General features: G+C 64.2%; 9 protein-coding genes. 5 read left to right on the forward strand and 4 right to left on the reverse strand.

All coding sequences use genetic code 11. The features are described 5' to 3' along the window. The first annotated feature begins 455 nt into the window (after positions 1–455). Positions 456–1,955, forward strand: coding sequence for a hypothetical protein (locus ACGFIO_RS44120; protein WP_392837235.1), 1,500 nt, complete (start codon positions 456–458; stop codon positions 1,953–1,955). Beyond that, complete coding sequence (locus tag ACGFIO_RS44125) at positions 1,952–2,266, forward strand: hypothetical protein (protein WP_392837238.1); 315 nt, start codon at positions 1,952–1,954, stop codon at positions 2,264–2,266. Before ACGFIO_RS44120 ends, ACGFIO_RS44125 begins: the two co-directional genes overlap by 4 nt. Positions 2,267–2,305: 39 nt before the next feature. On the opposite strand, the gene ACGFIO_RS44130 is transcribed toward ACGFIO_RS44125, so the two are convergent. Next, positions 2,306–3,559 (reverse strand): hypothetical protein, encoded by a 1,254-nt coding sequence (locus tag ACGFIO_RS44130; RefSeq protein ID WP_392837239.1) that lies wholly within the window; start codon positions 3,557–3,559, stop codon positions 2,306–2,308. A gap of 944 nt (positions 3,560–4,503) precedes the next feature. Between ACGFIO_RS44130 and ACGFIO_RS44135 the strand changes: the two genes are divergently transcribed. Next, entirely contained in the window at positions 4,504–5,259 is a 756-nt protein-coding gene (locus ACGFIO_RS44135; RefSeq protein WP_392837242.1) for a hypothetical protein, read from the forward strand. 458 nt (positions 5,260–5,717) lie between these two features. On the opposite strand, the gene ACGFIO_RS44140 is transcribed toward ACGFIO_RS44135, so the two are convergent. Further along, a complete protein-coding gene (locus ACGFIO_RS44140) occupies positions 5,718–5,984 on the reverse strand; it encodes a nitroreductase family protein (protein ID WP_392837245.1) in 267 nt (88 codons plus the stop codon). 95 nt (positions 5,985–6,079) lie between these two features. Beyond that, on the reverse strand, positions 6,080–6,847 hold the full coding sequence (locus tag ACGFIO_RS44145) for a hypothetical protein (protein WP_392837247.1): 768 nt from the start codon (positions 6,845–6,847) through the stop codon (positions 6,080–6,082). A gap of 242 nt (positions 6,848–7,089) precedes the next feature. Here ACGFIO_RS44145 and ACGFIO_RS44150 point away from each other — a divergent pair, with 242 nt between their 5' ends. Together ACGFIO_RS44150 and ACGFIO_RS44155 are read left to right on the forward strand one after the other, a co-directional pair. After that, positions 7,090–7,440, forward strand: a complete 351-nt coding sequence (locus ACGFIO_RS44150; RefSeq protein ID WP_392837249.1) for a hypothetical protein — start codon at positions 7,090–7,092, stop codon at positions 7,438–7,440. 739 nt (positions 7,441–8,179) lie between these two features. Then, positions 8,180–9,307: a hypothetical protein gene (locus ACGFIO_RS44155; RefSeq protein ID WP_392837252.1), complete on the forward strand. Its 1,128-nt coding sequence runs from the start codon at positions 8,180–8,182 to the stop codon at positions 9,305–9,307. Between the two features lie 407 nt (positions 9,308–9,714). Here ACGFIO_RS44155 and ACGFIO_RS44160 read toward each other — a convergent pair whose 3' ends face one another. Beyond that, positions 9,715–11,937: a P-loop NTPase fold protein gene (locus tag ACGFIO_RS44160; RefSeq protein WP_392837255.1), complete on the reverse strand. Its 2,223-nt coding sequence runs from the start codon at positions 11,935–11,937 to the stop codon at positions 9,715–9,717. Between the last annotated feature and the right edge of the window lie 544 nt (positions 11,938–12,481).

The raw sequence follows: 12,481 nt of genomic DNA on the forward strand, positions 1-12,481 counted from the left end.
TCGATTGCTTGTCTTACCGGGAGCCTCACCCCGCCCAGCTATCGACTCCCTCGCCCTGCCCCCACCTGAACGAACCCAGATGAAAAGTGCTCACTATAGATTCCAGCTGTGACCGGACCCGTCTTTTATCCACGGCCAGTCGCGGTAGGCGACACGCTCGACGTCGAACCGGCGGTTGCCAGTTGGGATAAGGCCGGCTCACCCGGCCAGGCCCGTTCCACTGCTTTCATCGCCGGGGTACATGCCGTTATTGCCGAACGTGCCCGCGCTCGGCCGCGACGCCGGAGCCGGACAGTGGAACGTACGCGACGGTCGCATAACGGACCTGGGTCTGCACTGCGCCGTCAACCCGGAAGCGGGCAACGGCGTGATCATCGCGATCCGAGCCGGCGCAGTCGACCGGCCAATTCCGGAGACCAGCTCGGAAACTCGATGCGGTCTGTGAGACTGCTGGTGTGGGCCCGGAAGCGGAGAGCCTGGAAAGGCCGGCGTTGCACGACGCGGCGATGTTTAGTGACCCGGCAGCGGTGGCGCTGCTGATCCGGCGGAACACCGACGTGGACGCCATGTGGTGGGGGCGCACCGCGCTGTGGCAGGCCGTCATGGCGGGTGAGGCTGCGAACGCGCAGGTGTTGTTCGAGTCGGGTGCTGATCCGTGGCGGCCGATGATGGCGGGTTGGTCGCCGGGCCGGCTCGCGTTGGCTGGTCCCGACCCTGATTTGTTCGGCGCTGTCCCTGCCGGTGTCGCCTTGTCGGCCGGCGAGCGCGCCGCGGTCGAGGCCAGCCGACGGCTGATCGACGTGTTGGCCGGCTGTGACCCGTACGCGTCGAGTTTCGGCTGCATCGCCGGAATCGATGCGGCGGAGGCGCAGCGGCGGCTCGGCGCGACCCTGTTGGAGGGCGTCGACACCGGCCTGCTGCTGCGAGACCCGTACGAGTTCGACGAGCTGGAGACGATCGTCGGCGTGACCGAGGTGCCCGGCGGATGCGTGGTAGCCCAGTGGGGCAGCTATCTGGCGGCCAGCGGGGACGTGTTGAACAAACTCAGCCGCGGCACGGTCAGCTATGGCGTGTCCGGCAACCCGAAGAGCGGCAATCAGGGCGCTCTGTCGGTCGACGGCACGCTGGTCGGCTGGGACCTGCATCCCGGCGGCGCGGATGCGTTCCCGGACGACGATGCCGATGAGGTGCTCCGGGCGTACCTCTTCGTAGGTCATCCGTTGGCATACTGCTGCGCCCGGGCCGGTCCGGCCGCGGTAGACGCCCGTGCGTTCACCGGGCCGCCCGACCTGTGGCTTCGCCTGCCCGAAGATCCGAAGACGCGGGCCAACCGGCAGCAGGAGGCAGAGCAGCGAGCTACTGCGGCGCTGGCGGAGGCAGAGCGGAAGCGTCGCGAGGAGCAGGAACGAGAACCCGCCTACGAGCTACGAGAGTGGGGTGGTCGGCGACCCACGCCACGGCTGCGTGAGCTCGGCGTACATGCCTGGGGCATGCTGCACGACGGGTACGGCGACCTGCTGTTCGCCTTCGACGCCCTGCAGCCCGCCGCCCAGCGCGACGCCGCACGCTGGCTCGCCCGGCAAGCCTTCGCCATCGCCGGTCTCGACCAGCTCGGCTGGGCCCGCGACGCCCTGGATGCACTCGACCGCGGCGACCCGTTACCGGCCCCGTTCGACACGCCCGACACTATGCACGCCTGGGTCGCACCGGACGCACTCCAGGTGGCGGGCGTCACCGACGCGGTGATCGACGCCGAACCAGACACGCCGAAGTTCGGCGTGCCCGTGCACCGCCCATCCTTCGCACTGCCGGCCGTCCTGCACGCCGCTCACCCGGACCCACTCATCGCACTGGTCGACACCTTCGACGACGCCATCGCCACCTTCGACGACTACCGCGACCACCTGCTGGCTGAGCTCCGTACCCGACACCTCCCAGGGCAGGAGCCCGCGTGAACGACCGGGAACACATCCGGTTGATGAGCGAGTACGGCGCCGACTGGCCGCTGTTCGGCGACGAAGGTGAAACAGATCCCACGCTGCTCGGCGTCTCGGCCGAACTCGCCACCCGCCTGCGCGCATGGCAGGAACACTTCGAGCGACACTTCCACCACGAGCACGGTTGGCGGGCGCCCGAGCACGCCACCGCCTACACCGAGGAAGGCCTGCTTCTGCACCGGCTGCTGACAGCCGAGATCGGCCGGCGCGCTGACGTCGAGCTGATCCTCTGGCCAGCGCTTCCGACACAACAAGACCCACAGCGCTGACGACTTCAATGCCCGAACCAGCCAGCGCGACTTAGGGCGTCACCTGATTGTCAGTACATCGTCGCCCATCGCGAAGGCGTCGTACGAGATGGGGTGCGGCTCGGTGAACGCGGCGGTGTCCAGGACGATCCGTTCGGCGCCGGGCAGCTCGGCCGACCGTAGCTCCCAGTCGTCGCCGGTGGCGAAGTTGACTGTCGCGCCGCCGCGGCCGAACGAGGCCAGGGTGAGCTGGCCGTGGTTGGCCGGCGCCGGGTCGGGTGGCGGGTCGCCGACCGGCACGGCCCGGAACGCGGCATTGTCGGGCAGCTGGCGGTGCAGTTCCCGGGCCAGCTGCGGGCAGGCCTCGAGCCAGCCGTCGTGGAGGCGTTGCAGCGCCCGGTCGCTGTGCGCGGCCGACAGTATCGCCTCGCCGGCCCCCTTCAGTCCGGCGCTCAGCTCGCGCAGCGGCGCCCTCCCTACCAACTTCGCGTACCGGACCGAGCGGATCAGCAGCATCGCCCGGTGCAGGACGAAGGAGGCGTTGGAGGCGGGCACCCCGAGCGCCGGACGGTCGAGCGGCCGGCGGTCCCCCCGGACGAGGTCGGCCGCGCGGGCGTCGGCGGCGCGCCCGCCGGACGACAGGTGCCACTGGTCGTCCTCGACGATGAAGGTGGCGTCCGCGCCGGCCAGCACCCCTCGCGACCCGGCCCGGATCGTCACGCCGCCGGCCCCGAGGTCGGCCGCGGCGCCGGTCGCGTCCGCGCTGTCGAGCCGTACCGTCCGGATGTCGCCGAGCATGAGCCGTACAACCGCGGGCACCGTGGCCTCGGGCGCGTCGAACAAGCGCCGTGCGGTCAGCGTGACCCGTCCGGTGATCGCGGCGCCGGCCCGTTCCACGTGGATGCCGGTCACCTCGGCCCCGGCCAGGTCGTAGTCGCGGGTCAGGTAGTCGAGGGCGGTCGCGGTCAGCACGTCCCAGGCCGGTTGCACGACGCCGCGGCGGTCGCGGTGGAACGGCGGGTCTGGACGGGCCGGGGGCAGCAGCCGGTCGCCGACGAGGCCGGCCACCCAGTCCCGTCGCCGGTCGCCGAAGTCGGCCAGCCAGCACAGCGCCTGCCGGCCCCGGCGTTCCCGGGCCCACCACGGTGAGCAGGCGACCCGGAAGAACGGGCCGGTGTTGTTGTCCCAGACGTCGCAGGCCCGGACCACCTCGCCGCGGTCGAAGCAGCGGCCGTCGGCGGCAAGCTCACCGACCCGGGCGATCGACCGGTCGAGCAGCGCGGCCAGCGTCGCGGCGGCGGATTCGCGGGGCACGACCAGCCACTCTACGAAGTGGACGCCACGGCCCAGCGGCGCGGCCAGCCGCGAGTGCCGCGGCTCGGGGACGCCGTCAGCGGACAACCAGCCCGCGCGGTCGAACCTGCGCGGCTCGCCAATGCGGACGGCGCAACCTGCTCGAAGAACCGGAGCTCGCCACCCGGCCGCACCACCCGAAGCCGGCACAGGTCTACGGCTGGGCCGGACAGGTAAGGGTCGTCGGGCGCGGCATGCCACCGAGGAAAGGCAGCGAGGGCGGCCGCGAGAAGCTACGGCCCATCTTGGGGTAGCACCTTCCTCAGCGCTCATCAGTATGGAGCACCCGGTAAAGCAGGTACCGCGCGAGAAGCGGTAGCGCGTTGTGGCTTCGGGCGGTGTGCGGATCGCGGCAGATCCGGATACCCGATCTTGCCGACGAGTCCCCCGAATATGCGGCACGGAGGTCGTTAGCTCATCGGCTCCGATTCGGCTGGCGACGCCGAGCGGCGCGTGGTCGAATGCCGGCATGCCGTCCACCGACTCGCATTTGGACCTCATCCGACGCTGGCTGCAAGGCGAGACAGTCAGCGGCCATGTCGGAGTTCGGTTGCGTGGGGGACCTTGGGACGGAAGAACCCAGATCGTTCGATGTGGCGATGAAGGCCGCAACCCTCCCCGCGGGCTTCGTGTACGGCGCGGTGGTGCCGGTTGGCATGTGTACGTGCTGACCAACGAGGAGACCCAGCCGTCAGGTTGGATCTATCTATACAGCGGTGGGGGATAATCCGTGCCAGAACGCTCCAAGATTAGCGCGCCTCATCGCGGCAAATGAATGCGTCGCTCACCGTCCGGTCATTCGGATTCCACTGCAGCCGAATTGGGACAACGTTCATCTCTATTCGGGGCCGCTGGCGCAGCTGGTCGTTCACGGTCGCCACGGCAGTGGCTTACTATGCGCGGCGATGTCTACCTTCGATGAACTGTCGGCACTGGCTCGTCTGCCGGACCCCTCGACCTTGCTGTTCGAATTGCGGTCGGATGCGCCGCAGGACGGTGAGGCGGGTCGCCGGGAGGCTGTCGAGCACTGGTCCTTCCTCGCCGGCCGCGGCGGCTATGCGGTTATACCGCTGGACACGCGCTCAGGGCACGGCAGCGTCACGTACTGCGGCGACGTGCAGGTCGATGGCCTGGTCTACCAGGTGCATCGAGGGCCGCGCCGCCGGATCGTGCAGGCCTGGGAGGGCGAGGACGGTGCCTGGCAGGGCAAGTTCGGGTTGGCCGACGGGATATGGGCGGTCCCGGTGCTGCCCGAGCCGGAGCCGGTCGTCTGTCCGTGGTGCATCGATGGACCGCCGGAAACATTGAGCCTGGCTGGTTCCGGGGTGGTCGACGGGATCTTCTCGGTTTGGGCGGCCGAACATGCTGATGGCGCGGGTCGAGGGATCATCGTTCAGCTCGACCCTGACGAGCAGGAGCCCTACACCGTATGCCTCGAGCCCGCCCACGGCGTGGTGGCGAACGGCTTGCGTGACTGGACGGTGTCTGACAAGGAGCTGGCCCTGCGGTTCACCGACGAGGCCGTCGATGCGTTGAGGATCGACGACGCTGACGGCTGGCTGACGTTCCGGCTCGCGGTAAAGCCTGTCGACCGACGCCGGCTGAGGGCCGGCATGCAGAAGATCCTCACCTCTGGCGGCGACGGCCCGACGCGGCCGTAAGCCCAACCTCAGGCCATTCCTCCGTACCTGGTCGAACGGTCCTGACGCGCGTCGTGGCGTCGATCACTTTCAAATGCACCTTCATCGCGCGCCACACCAGCGGCAGAAGAGTGCGAACAGGAAGGGGTACGCCCGGGTCCGGTCGCGCCTATTCAGGAAGCCGTTCGCGCCTCACGCGTGCAACCGCCCCGAGAGTCGCCTCGTACTCCGACCGGTTCGGCCCAAGGGCCTCGGGCGCCCCGGTGCGCCTGTTGTCGGGACCTGACGATTGTCACATGTAGGCCCTTCACGCGACAGCCAGTAGGCGGCACACCTAGCCGCTCGATCAGCGGCAAATCAGTACGCTGCCGCAATGCCGGGGGTACCCCAGCCTCGCCGACCAGATCGACGAGACCAGCGCAGTTATCCTGGGCATCGGCCGCTCTCGGTAGGTGTCCGCGTCTTGGTGCTCACCGCAGTCAGTCCTTGCCGAGGGCGGCGCTCTTGTACCCGCGAGTACGACACGCCGGCCTGGATTCGTCGCGGCGTCGACGAGCGCGGTGTACGTGCTCGTGGAACGTTGTGCGGAACGCGGTGTCCCGCACGACCACCAAGTCCCACGGCTGGGGCAACCCGACGCTGAGCGCGGCGTGCGCGGCGGTCACAATCCGATCGAGGATGACATCGGGCAGCTGTTCGCCGGTGAACTCGCCCCGCACATCGCGCCGACGGTCGATGTCTCGCACAGGTCATAGACCATGGCTGGCCCCCGCTGTGTCGGGCCCTGCGGCGCCGGGGCTAAAGGTTTCTCGGCTGCCTCATCGGGTCGGCTCTGCCGACGTCACGCCTTGGCGCGCAGGCGTCTGATCCACCCTTGGGCGGTGTGGCGAGGCACCTGATAGTGCGCGGCTACGCCTGCCGCCGTCCCGATCTGCTCGAAGACCGCCGCGAGATCGTCGGGCGAGACGCGGTAGACCCGCCCGCCCGTGACAGGCGCCGCGGTGGTAGCGGCCGCCCGGGTTCGTTTCCCGGCTGTCTGCTTCTCCGCGGAGGGTGTGGCGCTCGTAGCGGTCCGCTTCCGCGCCGGCGCGGGCGGGGTCTTCGCTGCCGCGGCCGTCCTGGCTGCCTCCGCCGGGGCCTGTCTGGCCGTACGCGTCTTCCATTCGGTGGGTGTTCTTGCCGACCGCCGCCGCGCACCAGTTTCGTCGCCGGACGGTGCGTTGGCACTACGTGCGCGTGCCCGCCGGGGCGCCGGCGTGGCCGCGGCGCGCGGCGCGCTCTTGCGTGTACGGCCCTTAGGCACCTCAGAAGAACTGGGCTGTGCGACCGGCTTGTCAGCGGTAGCTGCCTCAAGGGCAGGGGTCCCGCTCGCAGCGCTCAGCTCGGCCCGTTCACCGCTTTGCTGAGCGGTTGACGGGGTCACGGTGCCAGTCACTGCTTGCAGGAGCAGATCGAAGTCGACGGTCGGGATGTGCCCACTGGACAGTCCCTGCGGTGCGTGCAGATGCACATCGGTGATCCGGACCTGATCACCGGAGGTCTCGATCACCAGCCGGGTCGCGGCACCGCTGTCGTCGTTCGGCGCGATTGTGATCGTGTACGAATCCATGAACTTCCTCCGCCGGGGTCGCAGCCGTTCGCGAGGTCGATGCCGCGAGCCCCGACAGGCGAGGACACCGACACAACACACGTGAAGATCACCAATGTAGCGCCGCCACGTGACCACAGCGGACACCGCTCCTACCAAACAAACTCCCCATCTCCCGGTCCACAACGTTCTGGAGGGCACGGCACCCGCCCGGCGGCAGATCCGGACCCGCCTCATGGTCGATGGAGGGGGATCATGTCGCTGTGGTCTTCCCGCTTGAAGAGTTGGAACCGGCGGTCCGGGAACGAGCAAGCACATGGGCTGCGCTGGAGTTGCGTCAGAACGTGCGTCCCGTTCACCCGAACCATGGGAAACCGGTCACGGGTGTCGAGTTCGAATCCTCGATCTGGCTGGTCGAAGTCACAATCTGGAGCAGCGGTGAGGCGGACGTCTCTACGGTGCGCCTGACCGACGACCGGGTCGTGAACAAGCACTATGAACTTGCCGACCGAAGCGGCCTGGACCGGCTGCTCGACGAGCTCGTCCAGCTACTCGTTGAGGACGAGCTTCCGCCAACAGCCTTCGTCTTCCAGTGGCCGGGGACGCCAAGCTGAGGCGGACCACCCGCCTGCAATCCTCCGCGACGAGTCCAGCGGGCAATCGTCGGAGCACGCGACTCGCGGCAAATCCGGATACCGGTATTGCGTCGGGCTCAGGTACGGGGTGTCACCCGGTGGTCATTGATGTCGTGCGGTGAGCAGACCCCCGTCCGCGGTCAAGCCGGTACTGACCGACCCAAGGTCTGACTGCGTCCCTTCCACAACGACGACCTGCCCGCGATTGCGGCAGCGCTTGCCGACGCCGAAGTGCTTCGTCTGACCGGCAGCGTCCACAGCAGCGCCGAAGCCACCGGATGCCAACCGGAGGTCGATGAGCAGATGCGTCGCCGGTACGGCTCCCGCATCGACCAGTACGACTGGCTTGGGCGCCAGCAGACCGAGCAGGTAACCCCGCGCCCGGTGGCGTGGTTTGGCCCGCTCGAGCCGGGCCGCGATAGGTCCATCACATCATCCAGGCCGGCCATCCAACCCGTCACAAGATCCACTGACGCGAGGTCAGAAGCGTCGATAGTACGGTCAGCGTTGCGGCAGCGCCACCATCAATACGAGGCGCGCACCAGCCACTACCTGCGCAGACGTCGAACCCGAAAGCACGGCTGGAGTACTAGCCAGGTCCGCCATACCCTCGCGCAACTGCTGCTCAATGAATGATCAATTGCCTCCTCACTGAGCAAAATCCGAGGTTTTCATGAGAGCCGTTGCCTCGAGGGGCCACGCTCACTAGCCTGACGGCATGCGCGCGGACGTTGGCACTGCGGATAAAGCGATGATCCGCAGAGTAGTTCTGGCCTTAGCCTGCAGCGCATTTGCATTGAGCCCGGACGAGATTTCGGCGGAATCACATGCCGGTCCGACTGAGGTCCGCGAAGCGCTGGATGAGCTCGTATCGGTCGGCCTCGTCGTTACAGACCAGACATCCTTCGCACTGAACGCAGATCTTAATAAGGTGAATGTCTGGGCCGAAGCAAGCGGCGATCAAGCCTTTGCGAATCGTAACAAGCCGTCTGCACGCTCATTCAACAGATGGCTCGAGACTCCCGGCGAGACTAGCGAAACACTCAAATACCTTGCAACTGCCCTTAACAAGAGCAGCCTTTCCGAGACGGAAAGTAGTGGTCTGGTAGGAGCGGTTATTTTTAAGATCTCTAGAGACGCCTATTATCTGGACCCGGACGGAAGTATCCCATTTCCGGGCGTAAGACGCCCTAGAGGACCAATCTTCGAAAAACGCGAATATCGTCACGTGATCTTTGCTTTGGCGGATCAAAGAACGGCCCTGACGGCTACTGAAGTAATCAATCTGATTCCTTACGCAGCCGACGAGAGCACATTGCTGAGGATGACGCAGCTAGGCATCCTTGAAGTTCAGCTTGTTCGCGGTAGGCGGCTTTACGCTCTAAGCCCCCGGCTGGGCGGCGCGCACTTTTTCGGAGAGTCGATAGGCTCTACCGCTTTCGAGCGACGTGAGGTAGAAGGCGGGCCGATTCTCATAGACAACGGGGATCCTAGCGTCCCGCTTACTATCCCGCCATATGCCTACCGCCTGGCGAACGAGGGACACATTTCGCAAGATTTCATTGTTGCACTAGAAAGCGCCATGCAAAAGGACTTTACGCAGTTCAGGGAGAAATTGCACGATCGTTCGACGAATTCCGAACCGAGAGCTAGCAGAATCCGCTCCCTTATCGGCTTAATCTCACGAGTCATTCCCCTTCCTCCACCACCGCGTAAAGTTCTTTATGACGTCTTTGTGGAAGATGTTCGTGAGGCCGAAGCGTTCTTAGACAGCGTATTTCTTGAAGTCGGTCCTCCCCCGGGCTGGAATCCGACGTCCGCCGGAGGCGATTTGAGTGCCCGCTGATGAGACTCCGCAGTCGGCCCAAGACGCATGGGCTGGTTTGCTCCCCTTTGAGCGCGCTGCGGAGTGGCGTAGAAGCAATCCAGAGTTGGCAGCGTCACTCGTTGACGAGTCGCTTCGCCACATGCGAAACGCACGGCGTATCGAGTGGGCGCATTGGGGTCTAAGGGCAGGCACCGTCCTGCTCGGACACAGCTTTAGCGTCTTCGTTTTGATCCACCTCGCTAACGAAGGGCATCCCTGGCCCGGAGTAATTGCTTTTGGCATGGGTTCGGGAACCGCGACGGCGGTTGGACTCTTAGCTCGCCGCCAAGCAACTGCTCGGCGATCGACGCGGCTTCGCCTTTAACCCGAAGGAGTCGAATTTTCAGGTGTAGTGGCTTGTCAGGAACACCGATCAAGCGAGGCGACTAGAGAAATTTCAGCGTGGTTTCCGCTACGGCGAACGCGTCGCCTTCTTGTAAGAGCTTCCTAAGCCCCTTGACGGCTCGATTGTGCATCTCCTTGTCTAGTGAAACTTTTGCGACCGCTTTCCCCCAAGCAACATCGTCATTGATGGCCGCGGCCAATCTGGCTAGCGCTGGCTGACCATCGATTACTCGAGTCACGTGACGGATCATCGAGGGCCAGCGCACCATAATTTCGCTGGCGCCCGCGACTCGGTAGGCCACGAGAAGTCCGTCTTCTTCGGAAACTTGTTCTTTACTGCTGACAGTCACGCGGAGATAGAACTGCCACGCAGTCAAGTAACGCTTGATCTCGCGCGCCGAAATGTACGCGTTCGAAGCCATCCTATTACGAAGAAATTCGCGCACAATTGGATGGCGTTCTATCAATTGGCTGCGGACTTGGTAAACGCTTGAAGCACTGCTGGAGCTGAACCCAAGGATGTGGAGGGGGTCTACATCTTCTCGTCTCGCAAGCGGCTGCTGCTCGGAAGCGCTGCCGCTACCCGGTCCCCGTACTTGCAGGTTGTTCATCGCGTCGGGGAGGCCGGCTTCAGGACCAAGGAGCGCGTCTGCGTAGAGCGCGATGTCGTCCTCGTTAAGGTTGGGCAAGAATACCGTTAGCTGTATCATCTTTCGTAGGAAACTCCATCCGGGAGACGGATCATCCCCGATGGTCATCGCCGAGCCGCTGGAATCCTGCCCATAGAACTGCGTAATCTGCGCGGCCACAATTGATTGGTCGAGGCCAAGGACGAATCGGCAACCTTTCAAGTCACCTGAAGCAAAAAGGTTCACTGCCTGCAGGACTTCGACCGTCGCGGAAGGACTGCATCGATCCAGGTCGTCTATAAAGATGACTAGGTCTCGTCCCGCTTCACTCATCGCGTTCAGCACTTTCTGGACATCATGCTGCGCCAGATAGAGGTAACCGGATCGAGCAAAGTACAACGGATCTTGCAACAAACTACTGGAGGCTGGGACCGCTACAGTGTTGCTTAAAACAGGGCCCACGAACAACTCGGCAGGAAGTAGCGCGTCGACCCGTCCAAAGAACAGCATCACTGCCGTATGAAACAGTCCAGCAGAGGCGAGGGAAATTGGAAGTAGCAAAGCCATGTCGATTTCAGTGATTCCCCATAAAAACAACTTAGAGTCAGAACGAAGGAACTGGACGACAACCGGAACAATCAGAGCAAATACGGAGACGCGCAGCAAGAGCGAAATGACACCTCTCCAGATTGCGCGCCGAATAGGACCGGCGTCAAGGCGTGCGACGTTTCCCGTGAACCAGAATCTATTTTGTTCCCCTCGGGACCGAAAGACGTGGGGAATCACAGCTTGGTTGACGGTACGAACGAGCGCAGCCCAAACTTGTTCGCTCGTTTGATGCGCCCATGGATTGAATCTGGTAACAATCGGTACCGAAACCTCCTGACCTTGCTCGGCATTCGCCGCGTCGCTGAGGGAGTGACGAAGGTCGCCGGAGCGCAATCTGGATGTTGTGCGTAAAGCCTCCCATGGTGTTAGGCGCCTCGATCGGTAGATGGCTGTGATCCGATCAATGAGTGTGAGCGAGAAGGCGCTTCTCTCATCTTCTTCTCTCTCGCGCGCCTTGATATTCCTGTAGATGAGATTCATCGTGCTAGTTTTTCCTGATCCCCAAGCGCCCTCTATCCCGATTACTTTGGGCCCAGTGGTCAGCGGCGCACTCTTGACGTCCTGGCTGGGTAACAGCAAGTCCGTCAAGACCTGAACAAGCACACTCCTATTAAGCGAATCGCGTTCAGCCGGGTCGTCGTCGAAGCCACGCATCTCAATTGTTGCGCTAGAAGATTCTTTCCGAGGCGTTCCGTCTGAAGCGAGAAGCACTGCCCGTAGCGCGGTGAGATTCCGTATGGCCTCGTTCCTTTCCTCTCCAGCAGGCCATGAAGAATTCCATTTCCGCGAATGCATTACCTTTTCCAGTGCCGCTGCCGCCTCCACATTCAGGTCCGCGACGTTCAAAGGCTCACCGCGGACGACGAATTTGGGCCCGAAATTGCTCGTCATCACTGGGCCGTCGGAAATCTGCGACGCCACGACGGCAGCTGCAGCAACTATCTCTTGAGGATCGCTTCGCTTTTCGGTGAGAGTAGTGTGAACGATCTCCCGGCGATCTGCACGATCCGCTTCGTCGAGATTCATGCACCAGTCTGCTGCTGTGTCGTTATCGAGCGGCCCGCAATCCCAAGTTCCCAACTTAGCCTCCAGCGGACGTACACAGCAACGTCAATGATTGATTGTCTCACGAACTCGGCGATCTTGGTCCGCCGCGCGCACGGCGACGGCAAACGTGGTCTTTGCGACATTGGCGTCATTGGCTCGCTTCCGGTAAATGGTCACTTACACGGATTCGATGCCCAAGCCACCACGGGACCCGTCCAGCAATGATCAGCAGGCTTGCAGGGTCGCGATAATGCGATGTCTCAGAAACTACGCTGCCCGGTACGGTCCGCTCGTGTAAGTCTCGACGTCGTCGCGCCCAGCACCGTCCGGACACCGACTTAGTACTCCAGCCGCACTTTCAGATCCTGAGTCTGCGCAGGTAGTGACTGGTTCGAGCCCGGTATTGATGGCGGCGCCGCCAGTATGACCAGTGAGCACTTTTCATCTGGGTTCGTTCAGGTGGGGGCAGGGCGAGGGAGTCGATAGCTGGGCGGGGTGAGGCTCCCGGTAAGACAAGCAATCG

The sequence above is a fragment of the Actinoplanes sp. NPDC049265 genome (assembly GCF_043197135.1).
Taxonomy (GTDB): domain Bacteria; phylum Actinomycetota; class Actinomycetes; order Mycobacteriales; family Micromonosporaceae; genus Actinoplanes.